Source organism: Desulfomicrobium norvegicum (genome assembly GCF_900114595.1).
GTDB classification, from domain to species: Bacteria; Desulfobacterota; Desulfovibrionia; order Desulfovibrionales; family Desulfomicrobiaceae; genus Desulfomicrobium; species Desulfomicrobium macestii.
The window spans coordinates 1-14165 of the sequence record NZ_FOTO01000013.1; the positions used below are offsets into that span (position 1 = coordinate 1).

Here is a 14165-nt window from a genome sequence, read left to right on the forward strand (position 1 = left end):
GTGGTCAGTTTGTCGTGGAATCCGTGGTCAGTTTCCCATGGAATCGGTGGTCAGTTTCCGCCGGAATCCGTGGTCAGTTTGGACCGGAATACGCAGGCCAGTGGCAAATTCTCATTTTGCATGCATATGCAAATGATCGGGGGGGGATTCAGCCAGTGAATACGCTGTGCTTTGGCGTTTGGAGACAAATGATCGAGGATTGGCCAACGAAAGGCGTCAATCCTGCGGAAAGGATTTGAGTTGACAAGAAAAGCGGTCAGCATGCGGATAAAAGAAAAAGGCCTTACATCTTGCGATGTAAGGCCTTGCTTCCTTTGGCGTCCCCAAGGGGATTTGAACCCCTGTTATCGGCGTGAAAGGCCGGTGTCCTGGACCTAGCTAGACGATGGGGACAGGTGGCTGGGTGACTTAGATTCGAACTAAGATTGACGGAGTCAGAGTCCGCTGTCCTACCGTTGAACGATCACCCAGCAAAAAAACAAAAAACAAAAAAAGTGGCGTCCCCAAGGGGATTTGAACCCCTGTTATCGGCGTGAAAGGCCGGTGTCCTGGACCTAGCTAGACGATGGGGACGCAAGTTCCGCGTCGGAGAAAAAAGTGGCGTCCCCAAGGGGGTTTGAACCCCTGTTAGCGGCGTGAGAGGCCGCCGTCCTAGGCCACTAGACGATGGGGACGCATTTTGGTGGGCCGTGAAGGGATCGAACCTTCGACTCTCTGCTTAAAAGGCAGATACTCTACCGTCTGAGTTAACGGCCCGTAAAGAGAAGACGCTTCTATAGGGGGGTACCCACCTTGTCAAGCCGGAAAGTCAGTCTTTTTTCAATTCAATTTTTTCCAGCCCGTTCATGTAAGGGCGCAGGACTTCAGGCACGAGTACCGACCCGTCGGCCTGCTGGTAGTTTTCCAGGATGGCGACCATGGTCCGGCCCACGGCCAGGCCCGATCCGTTCAGGGTGTGAACCAGTCTGCTCTTCTTGGCGTCCGCTGGTTTGAAGCGGATTCCGGCCCGGCGGGCCTGAAAATCCTCGAAGTTGGAGCAGGACGAGATTTCGCGGTATTTGTCCTGGCCGGGCAGCCAGACCTCGATGTCGTAGGTCTTGGCCGAAGAAAAGCCCAGATCACCGGCGCACAGCGTGACCACGCGGTAGGGCAGCCCGAGCTTTTGCAGGATGCTCTCGGCGTGGCCGAGGAGTTTTTCCAGTTCATTATATGATGAGTCGGGGTGGACGAAGCGCACCAGCTCGACTTTGTCGAACTGGTGCTGGCGGATCATGCCCTTGGTGTCCTTGCCGTAGGAGCCCGCCTCGGAGCGAAAGCACGCGGTGTACGCGCAGTGGGCGATGGGCAGCGCGGATTCGGCCAGGGTCGTGTCGCGGTAGATGTTGGTCACCGGGACCTCGGCCGTGGGGATGAGATAGTAGCTCGTGTTTTCGAGATGGAAGAGGTCTTCCTCGAACTTGGGCAACTGTCCCGTGCCCATGAGGCTCTCGCGGTTGACGATGACCGGGGGCATGACCTCGTCGTAGCCGTTTTCAAGGGTCTGCACGTCGAGCATGAAGCTGATCAGCGCGCGCTCCAGCTTGGCCGCCCATCCCTTGAGGATCACGAAGCGGCTGCCCGTGATCTTGGCCGCGGTCTCGAAATCGAGTCCGCCCAGGGCCGTGCCCAGCTCCCAATGCTCCTTGGGGGCGAAGGGCATGGCGGGTTTCTCGCCCCAGCTGCGCACTTCCAGGTTGTCCGCCTCGTCCACGCCCTCGGGCACGGAGGAGTGCGGGACGTTGGGAATGGACATGACCCAGTCCGAAGTCTGCTGCTCGATGTCCTTGAGCTCCTCGTCCAGGGCCTTGATGCGCGTGGACATGATGCCAAGCTCGGCCAGGAGGGTATCGGCGTTCTCGCCGGCCTTCTTCATCCGGGCCATCTCGCCGGAGGCCTGGTTGCGACGGGCTTTCAGGTCTTCTGCCTCAAGGAGCAGGTCGCGCCTTTTCTGGTCGATGGCCAGGAAAGGTTCAAGGTCCAGCTTGCTGCGGCGTTTGCGCAGTCCGTTTTTGACCTCGTCCGGATTTGATCTGATAAATTTGATGTCGAGCATGGGGATGTCCTTGTAGCGGTCTTGCGGTCAGCCCTTAAGCGGGCGGTGGTGGCGGTTGTGAGGCGAAATGCATAGCCTGCCTTGATCCGAATCACAAGCCGCCCGGTTTGGCGAGGAATGAATTTTTTTTTGGCTTCGTCCCTTGACTTCACTGTGGCAGGGATTATTTGGGCCTCTGTCTCGCGCGGAACTTGAGTTACATTTTCAGTTCCGCGTTTTGGCGCTCAGGCTTGCCGAGTGCCAAAAAAAATATCTACACGGAAGAAATTCTTAAACATCTTGGAGGAAAAACATGAAACTCAGACCACTGCACGACCGTATTCTGGTCAAGCGTCTCGAAGAGGAGCAGGTAACCAAAGGCGGCATCATCATCCCCGATTCCGCAAAGGAAAAGCCCATCAAGGGTGAAGTGGTTGCCGCCGGTCCGGGCAAGGTCGCCGAAGACGGAAAGCAGATCCCCATGGGCGTCAAGACCGGCGATAAGGTGATCTTCAATAAGTACGCCGGCACCGAGATCAAGATCGAAGGTGAGGAACTCCTCATCATGCGTGAAGACGACATCCTCGCTGTTATCGAAGCCTAATTTTTAAGAATTCAAGGAGACGCACACATGGCTGCTAAAATTATCAAGTTTGATGCCAAGGCCCGTGAAAAACTGAAAATCGGCGTGGACACCCTGGCCAATGCCGTCAAGGTCACCCTCGGACCCAAGGGCCGCAACGTTGTCATCGAGAAGTCCTTCGGTTCCCCCATCATCACCAAGGACGGCGTGACCGTAGCCAAGGAAATCGAACTGGAAGACAAGTTCGAGAACATGGGCGCCCAGATGGTCAAGGAAGTCGCCTCCAAGACTTCCGACATCGCAGGCGACGGCACCACCACCGCCACCATCCTGGCCCAGGCCATCTTCACCGAAGGCATCAAGCTGGTTGCCGCCGGTCGCAACCCCATGTCCATCAAGCGCGGCATCGACAAGGCTGTTGAAGCCGTTATCGCGAGCCTGGACAAGCTGGCCAAGCCCACCCGCGATCAGAAGGAAATTGCCCAGGTAGGCACCATTTCCGCCAACAACGATGCCACCATCGGCAACATCATTGCCGAAGCCATGGGCAAGGTCGGCAAGGAAGGCGTCATCACCGTTGAAGAAGCCAAGGGTCTGGAGACCAACCTGGACGTCGTCGAAGGCATGCAGTTCGACCGCGGCTACCTGTCCCCCTACTTCGTGACCAACCCTGACAAGATGGTCTGCGAGATGGATTCTCCGCTGATTCTGATCAACGAAAAGAAGATCTCCAACATGAAGGAACTGCTCCCCGTTCTGGAGCAGGCCGCCAAGATGGGCAAGCCCCTGGTCATCATCGCCGAAGACATCGAAGGCGAAGCCCTGGCTACCCTGGTTGTCAACAAGCTGCGTGGCACCCTGCAGGTCGTGGCCGTCAAGGCTCCCGGCTTCGGTGAGCGTCGCAAGGCCATGCTGCAGGATATCGCCATCCTGACCGGTGGCGAAGTTGTTTCCGATGATCTGGGCGTCAAGCTCGAGAGCATCGCCCTGAACCAGCTCGGTTCCGCCAAGCGCGTTGTCATCGATAAGGAAAACACCACCATCGTTGACGGTTCCGGCGAAGCCGAGGCCATCAAGGCCCGCGTGAAGCAGATCCGCAACGAAATCGAGGAGACCTCCTCCGATTACGATCGCGAGAAGCTGCAGGAGCGTCTGGCCAAGATCGTTGGCGGCGTTGCCGTGATCAACGTTGGCGCAGCCACCGAGACCGAAATGAAGGAAAAGAAGGCCCGTGTGGAAGACGCCCTGAACGCCACCCGCGCTGCCGTTGAAGAAGGTATCGTGCCTGGCGGCGGTGTCGCCCTGGTGCGCTGCCAGTCCGCCCTGGATTCCGTCAAGCCCGCCGATGACGACGAAGCCGCCGGCGTACAGGTTATCCGTCGCGCCATCGAAGAGCCCATCCGTCAGATCTGCGGCAACGCAGGTGTTGAAGGCGCCGTGGTCATCGACAAGGTCCGCAACGGCAAGGAAGACTTCGGTTACAACGCCGCTTCCGGCGAATACGAAGATCTGCTCAAGTCCGGCGTCATCGATCCCAAGAAGGTGACCCGCATCGCCCTGCAGAACGCCGCTTCCGTAGCCTCCCTGCTGCTCACCACCGAGTGCGCCATCGCAGAGAAGCCCAAGGAAGAGGCTGCTCCGGCCATGCCCGGTGGCGGCATGGGCGGCATGGGCGGCATGTACTAAGCCGTTCATATCCCATAATGATGAAAGGGCCGGAAGCGATTCCGGCCCTTTTTGCGTCTTATGGCGGGCTGTCGCCCGTGATCAAGGTCCTAGCGGTTGTGTGCGGGCAGCCGGTCCAGCAGGCGCAGGAAGCCGTCCAGGATGGTCAGCGGGTGGGGCGGGCAGCCGGGGATGTAGAGATCGATGGGGATGACAGGGGCCGCCCCGTCGTTGTGCTGCGGGTGCCCGACAAAGGGGCCGCCGCTGATGGCGCAGGCGCCGAGCGCGATGGCGATGCGCGGTTCGGGCACGGCCTCCCAGGTCTTTTGCAGGGCCAGTTCCATGCCCTTGGTCACCGGGCCTGTAATGAGCACGCCGTCGGCATGACGCGGCGAGGCCACGTATTGGATACCGAAACGTCCCAGGTCCCAGCCGATGGTGCCAAGCACATTGATGTCGGCCTCGCAGGCGCCGCATCCGCCCGCGCTGACCTGCCGCAGGCGCAGGGAGCGGCCCAGCAGGCTTTTCATTTTTCCGTCCAGGGCCGCCGCCAGCCGCAGTTCCTCCTTGCCGGGTTCGCCCAGGATCAGATCCTCGCGGCGGCGTACTGCCAGGCGATGGTCGCCCGTCCGGGTGATGGCTCCGCCAGGGCAGACCTCCACGCAGTCTCCGCAGAACAGGCAGCGGCCGAGGTCGAGGCGTGCAGCCTGGCCCGGCTCGCGGGTGATGGCCGAGACAGGGCAGGCCGCGATGCACTCCGCGCAGCCTGCCGGGCAGGCCGAGGCGTCAAGGCGCAGGGCTCCGCCGTGCCGGTCCGGCAGGGCCGGGGCAGGGCCCTTGGGATAGGGCATGGTCTGGCAACCGCGCCGCATCCGGTTCATGATAGTGTCGAATATGTACATGCATGATCCCCTTAGAGGTCAAAGCCGCAGTAGGACAGGTTGAAGCTCTTGTTGCAGATGGGAAAGTCCGAGATCGCCGTGCCGCGCAGGGACAGGGCCAGGCCGGTCCAGTTGTGGAAGGACGGGTCCGTGATCTTGTAGCGGCGGAAGCGGCCGAAGTGGTCGGTGAGAGCCACGTGGCAGACCTCTCCGCGCCAGCCTTCGACCAGGGCCACGACCATGGATTCCGGCTGCGGGGCGGGCAGGGCGGTGCTGGTGTCTCCATCCACGGGAGCGGCCAGTTGCTCGAAGAGATAGCGCCCGGAACGCTGCACTTCCAGGGATCGTACCCGGGCGCGGGCGAAAATGTCTCCGCTGGGCCAGACTGCCACGGGCGAATGGGAAAAGCGGTGCCAGCCCGCCGGATGGTCGAAGCGCACGTCGCGGACCAGTCCGCAGGCCCTCGCCGCCGGACCGACCAGGCCGATGTCCGCGGCCTGGGACGGATGCACGACGCCGACGTTGCGAAAGCGCACCCGCACCGAGGCAGCGTCCCAGAACCAGGCCATGGCCTGCTCGACATCGTTCATATGGACTTTCAGCCGTTGCTCCAGGGTCTGCAGCCGGTCCTCTTCGAGATCATGACGGCATCCGCCGGGGCGGATCAGCCCGCGGCCGAAACGGTTGCCGCACAGAAGCGCCGTCAGATTCAGAAAGTCTCCCCGGATTTTTCCGCACGCCGCCGAGGTAGGCAGGAAGGCCACATCCAGGGCCAAAGCTCCCATGTCGCCGGTATGGTTGGCCAGCCGCTCAAGCTCCAGCGCGATGGCTCGCAGCCACTGCGCGCGCAGGGGGGCCTCCACGCCGCCGAGCGCTTCCAGGACCGATGCATGGGCCGTTGCGTGGGCGATGGTCGTGTCTCCGGCGACGGCTTCCACCTGGCTCATGGTCGCTCTGTGCGGGCCGTTTGCCAGGGCTTCCTCCACACCTCGATGCTGGTATCCAAGCGCGATCTCCAGATGAAGGACCTCCTCGCCAGCGCACTGAAAGCGAAAGTGCCCGGGTTCGATGACGCCCGCATGCACCGGACCCACGGCCACCTCGTGCACCTCCCCGCCGTCCACCCGGTAGAAAGGGGCGTTGGCCGGGGCGTTGCCGTAGGTGTGGCGCACGGGTTTGAGCCACGGGTGGCCGACGGGAACCAGTCCGTGCTGCTCCCAGACTTCGCGTTCGAAGAGGTGGGCCTGAGGGTGTTTCGGGGTGAGGGACGGGTATGAGCCGCCTACGGGTTCGCTGCGGGCCACCGCCAGGGTGCTTTCGGCATCCATGGCCAGCACGGCGACCAGGATCGTGCCGTCATGTTCCGGGACGCCGAACCATGAGCACAGCCGCGCTCCTGATTCAAGCATTTCTCCGGTCAGGCGGACGAGCTTGGTCACCGAGAAAACCGGAACCGAGGCCCACGAAATTCTGGACGCATTGGGGAACTGGAAAAATGGGGCGAGTGTGTTCATGGTATTGGGAAGAGTTGAAGGACCGCGGCGGACCAGGCACCTTTCAGGATGTCCGGGGTGAAAAGACCGAGCCAGAGTGACGCCGCCAGCAGGAAGAGCGGGGGCAGGATGAGCCCGGCCGATTCCTTGAGGTGCGCGGGATTGGGTTTTTTGAGCCTCGGGCGGCCGTCGACAACGGCAAAGACGATGCGCGAGATTCCGAAAAAGGCCAGCAGCAGGCAGACCAGGAAGAGGCCGACGGCCCAGCCCTGCCCCGCGCCAAGGCCGGCGCGGATGATGAGCAGTTCGCTGAAGAACGGGCCGAAGGGCGGGCAGGCGGTGATGGCGAACATGCCCACGACGAAAAGAATGGAGGTGCGCGGCAGAACCTTGGACATGCCGCGCACGTCATCGATGGATGACGAGTCCGCGACCCGTTGCAGGTTGGCCGCGCTCAAAAAGAGGGCGCCCTTGGTCAGACCGTTGCTCCAGACATGGAAGAGCGCCGCCCAGACCCCGGGTCCGCCCAGGGAGGTGGCGATGCACAGGATGCCCATGTGTTCGATGCTCGAATAGGCGAGCATGCGCTTGAAGTCGCGGGTGCGCAGCAGGAAAAGCGCCGCGACCAGCGTCGAGAAGAGGCCGATGGCGAGCAGGGTGCGGCCGGTCACGACGCCCTCTCCGGCGGCATCTACCACGGACTTGATGCGCAGCAGGGCCATGAAGGCCACGGACGTGACCCCGCCCGCGAGCAGCGCGCCGACGATGCCCGGGCTCTCCCCGTAGGCGTCGGGCTTCCAGGTGTGCATGGGCGCAAGGCCCATCTTGGTGCCGTAGCCGACCAGCAGTAGCACCCATGCGGTCAGGACCCAGGCGCGGGAGAGGTTCGGTCCATGCTCCAGCAGCGCCGTGAAGGTGATGTCCCCGCTTTCGCCTCCGTGCAGGGATGCGTACCCCAGGCAAATGGAGCCGAGAAGCGACAGCGCGATGCCCGTGCCGCCCACGAGCAGGTACTTCCAGGTAGCCTCGAAGGATTTCGGGGTGCCGTTGAAGTGGATCAGCGGCACGCAGGCCAGGGTCACGGCCTCGGTCGCGATCCACAGGATGCCCAGGTGCCTGGCCTGATGGGCGGCGCTCAGGAGCCCGAGGACCAGCAGCAGCGCCGGGACAAAGACCCTATTGTCCTGCTCTTTCAGCCGCAGATAGCCCACCGTATAGCAGGCGCAGACCAGGAAAAGCAGGGACACGCCGGGCAGGATGGCCCGCGCCAGGGGGTCAAAGGCCAGCCAGACCGCCGGGTCCACGGCTTCGGGCTTGGCCAGGAGCAGAAAACACAGGATCGTGTGGACCAGTCCGACCGCGGGCAGGAAAAGGGGGCGGCTCTTCTTGCGTGGCCACAGCGCGGCCAGCACGGCTCCGATCAGGGGGATGATGATGAGCAGGTATGCGTTCATTCGTGCAGCGCCGTGAGTTTGCGGGTGTCGAGAGAATCGAAGGCCCTTTGGATGCGGTCAACGATGATGCCGATGACGAAGATGCCGACGGTGACGTCGAGCAGGATGCCGAATTCCACCAGGATCGGGGTGGATCTAATGAGCAGCAGCCCTGCGAGATAGATCCCGTTTTCAAGGATCAGGTAGCCGCAGACTTGGGAGATGGCCTTGGTGCGCCCGATGAGCAGGATAAACCCGGTCAGGATGAGGGCCATGGCCCCCGGGACATGCAGGTTTCCGGCGTGTTCGGGCAGGAGCGGCAGATAGCGGGTCAGGGCCACGGCGGCGATGGTTCCGGCCGCGCCGAGGAGCAGGGACGGGATGTAGCCGATGAAGGGTTCGAGCTCCCGGGCGATGTTGGCGGTTCGCATGGCGCGGATGAGCATGAAGGGGATGAGCACGCCCTTGCCGGCCACGGTAGCCAAGGTGATGAGGACCAGCCGCCAGTCCAGGCCGTGCGCTTCGAGCACCAGGGGCAATAGCCCCAGAAGCACGCCCTGCATGGCCACCGCCCGGATCAGGACGGGCAGGCGGCTGGTGCCCAGCGCCAGGAGGTTCAGGCCCATGGCCAGGCCGATCAGGAGGTTCAGCGTGTCGTTCATAGGTCACCCATCCAGGTCAGAAGCAGGGGAAAAAGGCAGAACAGGAAGCCGATGGTCAAAAGAAGCGGGACCCGGCGGAAAGCCAGGCGCGCGGTCAGGGACTCGACCAGTCCCACGGCCACGGTGATCAGCAGCACACTCACGAGCAGGGCCGCGACGGAGGCCAGAAGCGGCAGTTCCGAGAGGGGCAGCACGGCCTGCGCCAGGAAGACGGCGAAGAGCAGCAGCTTGACCGAGGCTCCGTGCAGTATCATGGCCAGCGGCGGGCCGCTGTGGTCCAGGACCATGACTTCGTGGATCATGGTCAGTTCGAGGTGGGTGTTTGGGTCGTCAAAGGGAACCCGGCAGTTTTCGGCCAGCAGGATGATGAAAAGCCCCACGGCCAGGAGCGCCGCGCCTGGCCCAAAGAGCGGCTCGAACATGGACGAGAGGGCGATGCTGCCCGATTGCACGACCAGGGTCAGGATCGCGGTGATGATCCCTATCTCGGCCAGGACGGCGAAGCTGACCTCGCGGGCCGCGCCCATGCCTTCGAAGGCGGAGCCCGTCTCCATGGCCCCCCAGGCCGTGCAGAAGCGGGCCAGGGCCAGCAGGTAGACCAGTAGCAGAACATCCCCGTCAAAGGAGAACGCCGTGCCCGTGCCGGCCAGGGGCAGCAGCAGGGCCGCCGTGACCACGGCCGTCCAGGCCACGGCCGGGGCGATGATGAAGCCGGGCGAAGCCAGGGTGCTGACCACCACGCCCTTGCGCCACAGCCGCGCCAGATCGTAATACAGTTGCAGCACCGGCGGGCCCTGCCGTCCGGCCACCCAGGCCTTGACCTTGTTGATGACGCCCGGAAGCAGCGGCGCCAGAAGCAGCCAGAACAGAAGGCGCAGGGGAATAACCATATACAGGGGCATCACATCCCTCCCAGAAGAACCATGACTCCCAGAGCCGTGACTCCGAGAAAAACATACAGAATGTAGAGGTGCAGACGGCCGTGCTGCATTTTCCTGGCTCCGTCGGCCACGAAGGACACGGCCGCCGCTCCGGGCATGACGGCTTTTTCAAGGACGGTTTCCGGCACCCGCTCAAGGATCAGGGACTTGCCCGGAAAATGGCCGCGTACCCGCCGAATCATGATTTCGGGCCTGAGCAGCCATGCGAACCAGCCTCTTGCGATTCCGGCAAAGGAGCCGCTGGTATATTGCATGTGCGCGGTCGGAGCCGCATAGCCGCAGTCCCAGGTCGGGCCCGTCCTTGTCCCGGCGCCTTGAATCTTGCGCAGCATCAGAAAGCCGCCCGCGATCAGCGCGCAGATCAGGATGGTGTGCGCGCCTCCGAGGGTCCGGGTCGCAAGGAGCGGGTCTGCCATGGCCCATTGCGGGGCCCAGACGGCGACGGTGCCCATGATCGGACGGAAGAAAAGGCCGGGCAGCAGGCCGATGGCGATCATGATCATGGCCAGCAGGATCATGGGCGTGCGCATGATCCAGCCGCATTCGACGGCGTGCGCGGCGGGCTTGTTTCGCGGGGCCCCGAGAAAGACGATGCCGACCGCCTTGGCGAAGGCGGCCAGGGCGAGCGCTCCGGCCCCGGCGAGCACGATGACCGCGGGCAGGACTCCGGCGGCGGGCCCTTTCTGGGCCACGGCCCGCAGTAGGCCCTGGTAGATCGCCCATTCACCGACAAATCCGTTCAGGGGCGGCAGTCCAGACACGGCCATGGCGCCCACGGCGAAAAGGGCCGCGGTCCAGGGCATGACTTTCCACAATCCGCCAAGACGGCTCATGTCGCGGGTGCCCGTGGCGTGCAGCACCGATCCCGCGCCGAAAAACAGCAGGGATTTGAAGAGGCCATGATTGATGACATGCAGGAAGGTTCCGGCCAGGGCGGCCTTGCCCCATATGGGCTGACCGTGCTGGACGGCCAGCACGGAGAGGCCGAGACCGATCAGGATGATGCCGACGTTCTCCACCGAGCAGTAGGCCAGCAGACGCTTGATGTCGTTCTGGGCCAGGGCGAAGGCGATGCCCAGAAGCGCGCTCAGGCATCCGATGCCGAGCAGGACCCAGCCTGAACTTCCGGGCATGGGCAGCCAGCCGCTGAAGCGCACGATGCCGTAGACGCCCATCTTGATGGCCACGGCGGACATGATGGCCGAGACATGGCTCGGGGCGCCTGCATGGGCCGAGGGCAGCCAGATGTGCAGGGGGAACATGCCCGCCTTGACCCCGAATCCGAACAGGGCGAGCCAGAACAGCGGCGCGAGGCCGGCCTGGGCATGTACGGGGCCAAGCTCCCAGGTTCCGGTGCGGGCGGCCAGCGCCGAGAAGAAGGCTAAGAGGGCCATGGTTCCGGCGTGGGAAGCCGCCAGATAGAGCCACCCCGCCTTGCGTGCATCCTTGCGGTCGTGATCCAGGGTGATCAGAAAATAGGCGCTGAGGGCAAATGCCTCCCAGGCAAAGAGAAAGTGCAGGCCGTTGGCGCAGGTCAGGACCAGTCCCATGCTCAGGACCAGGGTGCTCCACCAGCAGCGTCCTCCTGGCGCGGAACGTGGGTGATGGTGCCCGGACCAGTATTCATGGGCGTACAGCGCGCCCAGACCGCCGACCAGGCAGACCAGGACCAGAAAAAGGGCGCTGATTCCGTCAAGACGCAGGAACGGGGTTTCCCCGCCCAGGACGATACCGCCGCGCCAGATCCAGGTTTCTGTCGTGATCAGTGTGATCAGGGCCGCATACAGCCCGCTCAGGGAGGCAATGGCGCTCAGCCCAAGCCAGATGCGCGCATGCGTTCGCCCCAGGATCATGGCCAGGAGCAGGGACAGGCCGAAAATGCCCAGCAGTGCGGCGATCATCGGGTCTCTCCGGCGTTGCGCGGGGTCTGTCTGTCAGCGCACTCGGCAAGGATTTGCAGCAGGGTCTCGTCGTTTGCGCCCCTGTCCAGCGCTTCGCTCAGCATGCCGGAAGCGATGCCGCGCGCCAAAAGGCCCAGCATGTTCACATGCAGGCGGGGCGTCGGAGAGATGAAAAAGAGCAATCGGGTGATCGGCTTGCCGTCGGGGGGCTGGACCGCACCCCAGGGCGCGTTCAGCTGGATCAGCGCCACCAGGGCGCAGGCTTCGCCCAGGGCGACTCGCATGGACGGATGGGGCAGGGCAAATCCGTCGCCAACGGGAGCCGCGGTTATGCCGCCGGGGGCCAGGAGGCGTTGCACGATCAGGTTCGATACGGCCGGAGACAGGCCGGGCAGGCTGCGGACGATGCGTTCGAAAAGTTGACCGAGATCGGCCGTGTTCACGTCGCGCCAGATTCCGCCCCGGCGCAGCAAGGTGATCAGTTCCCGTGAATTGGCCAGCGAGGGCGCGGGCTCCGAGAGAAATCCGCCCTGGATGCCGAGCCCGTGGCTCGCCGCCCAGTCCATGACCTCGTCGCGTTCAAAGAGGATGCGATCGCGGTCATGGACGTGGGGCATGTCGTTCTTGCGCACCCATTCCAGGATGACGTGCTCGGAAACACCAAAGGATTCGGCTATTTGGATGAGATTTATGTACATGGGAGTTTTTGATGATCGGTTGTTTGAGGACATGGCTGTTTATCCGGTTCAAAGGAGCACGGCGATGGATAACACGAGGATGGCCGCGCACAGATACAGAAGATAGGATTGCACGCGTCCGTGCTGGAAAGTGCGCACGAAGTCCGCAAGGCGAAGAATGTGCGTGGCGGCCGGTATCACCACCTGCTCCAGGACCGTCTCGGGAGTGCGGCTTTCCAGGCTGGATCTGGCGGGAAAGATGTCGTCAGGCAGGCTGACTTTCACGGCGGGCCTCAGAATCCAGCCGAACCATGCGGTGATGATTCCGGCAAAGGATCCGGCAGTGTACTGCATGCGCGAGCTTGGAGCGCGGTAGCCGCAATCCCAGGTCAGCGCCCGTTTTTGGCGGCCGCGCGGCAGCAACACGGCGATTGCGGCCACGGTCAGGGCCGCCAGCGCCAGAAGCAGGTGGGCCGTCCCCAGCGGGCTCAGAGGGTTGGGAACGATCAGGCCCGAATCCGTGTGCGCCCAGACGCTCGCAACCCGCAGCAGTGTCGGCCAGAAAAACGCCGGGGCAAGGCCGATGATCAGGCAGCATGCACCCAGCACCGTCATGGCCGCACGCATGCCAACTCCGCATTCGCGGGCTTTTGCCACATCTTCGGAACGCGGCGCGCCAAGAAAGACCACGCCGCAGACCTTGACGAAGCAGGCCAGGGCCAGAGCGCCGGTCACGCCCAGCAGGATGGCCGCGGGCAGCGCGCCGAGGGCCACGCCGGTCTTGAGACGGCCGGCGTCAAGCAGTCCCCGGTAAACCAGCCATTCGCTGACGAATCCGTTCAGCGGCGGCAGTCCGCTGATGGCCATGGCCCCGAGGGTGAAGAGCGAGGCCGTCCAGGGCATGGCCTTCCAGAGTCCTCCCAGGCGGCTCATCTCCCGGGTCCCCGTTGCGTGCAGCACAGACCCCGCGCCAAGAAAAAGCAGCGCCTTGAAAAGCCCGTGATTCCAGACATGGAGCAGCCCGCCGGTCAAGGCCAGCAGTCCCCACTCGGGGCGGCCATGGTCCAGCGCGATCATGGCGAAACCCAGCCCGAGGAGGATGATGCCGATGTTCTCCACGCTGTGATAGGCCAGCAGACGCTTCAGATCATGCTGCCCAAGGGCGAAGGCGACGCCAAGGACCGCGCTGGCGGAGCCCAGTCCGGCCACGACCCAGCCTGCGCCCTCGGGCAGGGGAAGCCAGGAGCTGAACCGGATCAGTCCGTAAATTCCCATTTTGATGGCCACGCCGGACATGATGGCCGAAACATGGCTCGGGGCGTTTGCGTGCGCCGAGGGCAGCCAGATGTGCAGCGGAAAGACGCCGGCCTTGATGCCGAAACCCGCAAGGGCGACCCAGAAGAGCGGGGCCAGGGCGGTTTGCGAAGTCATGGGGCCAAGTTCCCAGCTGCCTGTTTTTGCGGCCAGGGCGGCGAAAAATCCGAAAAGGGCCAGTGTCCCGGCGTGGGAGGCAATGAGATAAAGGCGCCCGGCGGCCCGGACCTGGATGTTTTTGCGGTCGAGAGTGACCAGAAAATAGGCGGTCAGCGCAAAGGCTTCCCAGGCGAAGAGAAAGTGCAGCCCGTTGGATTGGGTCAGCACCAGGCCCATGGAGGCCAGCATGGCGCTCCACCACAGGCGGCTTTGTCCGGCGGAACGGGGATGCGCCTTTTGTGCCCAGTATGTCTGGCTGTACAGGGCCCCCGTGGCGCCAACGACGGTCAAAAGCAGTAAAAAAAAAGCGCTGATTCCATCCAGGCGCATGAAAACGTGCGTACCGCCAAGTGTCCAGGCGCTGTGCCATTCCCAGACCGGACCG

General features: G+C 63.3%; 12 protein-coding genes and 5 tRNA genes. 3 read left to right on the forward strand and 14 right to left on the reverse strand.

Going from position 1 to position 14165, the window contains the following annotated elements:
* A partial coding sequence (locus BMZ24_RS20010) for a hypothetical protein (RefSeq protein WP_208599870.1) occupies nucleotides 1–239 on the forward strand: 239 nt, incomplete at its 5' end.
* A gap of 76 nt (nucleotides 240–315) precedes the next feature.
* Here the strand turns inward: BMZ24_RS20010 and BMZ24_RS15700 are convergent.
* The 6 genes from BMZ24_RS15700 to serS form a co-directional block, all read right to left on the reverse strand.
* A tRNA-Glu gene (locus BMZ24_RS15700) sits at nucleotides 316–393 on the reverse strand.
* 3 nt (nucleotides 394–396) lie between these two features.
* Nucleotides 397–470 (reverse strand) — tRNA-Gln (locus BMZ24_RS15705).
* A gap of 25 nt (nucleotides 471–495) precedes the next feature.
* Nucleotides 496–573, reverse strand: a tRNA-Glu gene (locus BMZ24_RS15710).
* A gap of 25 nt (nucleotides 574–598) precedes the next feature.
* Nucleotides 599–674, reverse strand: a tRNA-Glu gene (locus BMZ24_RS15715).
* A 6-nt stretch (nucleotides 675–680) separates the two neighbouring features.
* Nucleotides 681–756: transfer RNA gene (locus BMZ24_RS15720), tRNA-Lys, on the reverse strand.
* A gap of 52 nt (nucleotides 757–808) precedes the next feature.
* Complete coding sequence (gene serS, locus BMZ24_RS15725; protein WP_092193715.1) at nucleotides 809–2092, reverse strand: serine--tRNA ligase; 1284 nt, start codon at nucleotides 2090–2092, stop codon at nucleotides 809–811.
* A 292-nt stretch (nucleotides 2093–2384) separates the two neighbouring features.
* Between serS and groES the strand changes: the two genes are divergently transcribed.
* Together groES and groL are read left to right on the forward strand one after the other, a co-directional pair.
* Nucleotides 2385–2675, forward strand: coding sequence for a co-chaperone GroES (groES, locus tag BMZ24_RS15730; RefSeq protein ID WP_092193716.1), 291 nt, complete (start codon nucleotides 2385–2387; stop codon nucleotides 2673–2675).
* 27 nt (nucleotides 2676–2702) lie between these two features.
* Nucleotides 2703–4340, forward strand: a complete 1638-nt coding sequence (gene groL / locus BMZ24_RS15735) for a chaperonin GroEL (RefSeq protein WP_015774790.1) — start codon at nucleotides 2703–2705, stop codon at nucleotides 4338–4340.
* Nucleotides 4341–4429: 89 nt separating this feature from the next.
* Here the strand turns inward: groL and BMZ24_RS15740 are convergent, their stop codons facing one another.
* From BMZ24_RS15740 to BMZ24_RS15775, 8 genes are read right to left on the reverse strand one after another with little or no spacing between them, the layout of a single operon-like run.
* Entirely contained in the window at nucleotides 4430–5221 is a 792-nt protein-coding gene (locus BMZ24_RS15740; protein WP_092193717.1) for an NADH-quinone oxidoreductase subunit B family protein, read from the reverse strand.
* An 11-nt stretch (nucleotides 5222–5232) separates the two neighbouring features.
* Nucleotides 5233–6714 carry a hydrogenase large subunit gene (locus BMZ24_RS15745; RefSeq protein ID WP_092193718.1) on the reverse strand — a complete coding sequence of 494 codons (1482 nt, stop codon included), beginning with the start codon at nucleotides 6712–6714 and terminating at the stop codon, nucleotides 5233–5235.
* Nucleotides 6711–8147, reverse strand: coding sequence for a proton-conducting transporter transmembrane domain-containing protein (locus BMZ24_RS15750; protein WP_092193719.1), 1437 nt, complete (start codon nucleotides 8145–8147; stop codon nucleotides 6711–6713). Before BMZ24_RS15750 ends, BMZ24_RS15745 begins: the two co-directional genes overlap by 4 nt.
* Complete coding sequence (locus BMZ24_RS15755; protein ID WP_092193720.1) at nucleotides 8144–8788, reverse strand: hydrogenase; 645 nt, start codon at nucleotides 8786–8788, stop codon at nucleotides 8144–8146. Before BMZ24_RS15755 ends, BMZ24_RS15750 begins: the two co-directional genes overlap by 4 nt.
* The gene (locus tag BMZ24_RS15760; RefSeq protein WP_208599871.1) at nucleotides 8785–9690 is read right to left on the reverse strand and encodes a respiratory chain complex I subunit 1 family protein; all 906 of its coding nucleotides are present in this window, start codon (nucleotides 9688–9690) and stop codon (nucleotides 8785–8787) included. The genes BMZ24_RS15755 and BMZ24_RS15760 overlap by 4 nt, the downstream gene beginning before the upstream one ends.
* A complete protein-coding gene (locus BMZ24_RS15765) occupies nucleotides 9690–11630 on the reverse strand; it encodes a proton-conducting transporter transmembrane domain-containing protein (RefSeq protein WP_092193721.1) in 1941 nt (646 codons plus the stop codon). Before BMZ24_RS15765 ends, BMZ24_RS15760 begins: the two co-directional genes overlap by 1 nt.
* A complete protein-coding gene (locus BMZ24_RS15770) occupies nucleotides 11627–12328 on the reverse strand; it encodes a PTS sugar transporter subunit IIA (RefSeq protein ID WP_161949193.1) in 702 nt (233 codons plus the stop codon). The genes BMZ24_RS15765 and BMZ24_RS15770 overlap by 4 nt, the downstream gene beginning before the upstream one ends.
* Nucleotides 12329–12376: 48 nt before the next feature.
* The gene (locus BMZ24_RS15775; RefSeq protein WP_092193723.1) at nucleotides 12377–14110 is read right to left on the reverse strand and encodes a proton-conducting transporter transmembrane domain-containing protein; all 1734 of its coding nucleotides are present in this window, start codon (nucleotides 14108–14110) and stop codon (nucleotides 12377–12379) included.
* Nucleotides 14111–14165 lie beyond the last annotated feature (55 nt).

Excerpts from the sequence above, each read along its gene's own strand:
- BMZ24_RS15745 (WP_092193718.1), bottom strand. The coding sequence starts at position 6,714 with ATGAACACACTCGCCCCATTTTTCCAGTTCCCCAATGCGTCCAGAATT.
- groL (WP_015774790.1), top strand. The coding sequence starts at position 2,703 with ATGGCTGCTAAAATTATCAAGTTTGATGCCAAGGCCCGTGAAAAACTG.
- BMZ24_RS15740 (WP_092193717.1), bottom strand. The coding sequence starts at position 5,221 with ATGTACATATTCGACACTATCATGAACCGGATGCGGCGCGGTTGCCAG.
- BMZ24_RS15755 (WP_092193720.1), bottom strand. The coding sequence starts at position 8,788 with ATGAACGACACGCTGAACCTCCTGATCGGCCTGGCCATGGGCCTGAAC.
- BMZ24_RS15770 (WP_161949193.1), bottom strand. The coding sequence starts at position 12,328 with ATGTACATAAATCTCATCCAAATAGCCGAATCCTTTGGTGTTTCCGAG.
- BMZ24_RS15765 (WP_092193721.1), bottom strand. The coding sequence starts at position 11,630 with ATGATCGCCGCACTGCTGGGCATTTTCGGCCTGTCCCTGCTCCTGGCC.
- groES (WP_092193716.1), top strand. The coding sequence starts at position 2,385 with ATGAAACTCAGACCACTGCACGACCGTATTCTGGTCAAGCGTCTCGAA.
- serS (WP_092193715.1), bottom strand. The coding sequence starts at position 2,092 with ATGCTCGACATCAAATTTATCAGATCAAATCCGGACGAGGTCAAAAAC.
- BMZ24_RS15775 (WP_092193723.1), bottom strand. The coding sequence starts at position 14,110 with ATGCGCCTGGATGGAATCAGCGCTTTTTTTTTACTGCTTTTGACCGTC.
- BMZ24_RS15760 (WP_208599871.1), bottom strand. The coding sequence starts at position 9,690 with ATGCCCCTGTATATGGTTATTCCCCTGCGCCTTCTGTTCTGGCTGCTT.
- BMZ24_RS15750 (WP_092193719.1), bottom strand. The coding sequence starts at position 8,147 with ATGAACGCATACCTGCTCATCATCATCCCCCTGATCGGAGCCGTGCTG.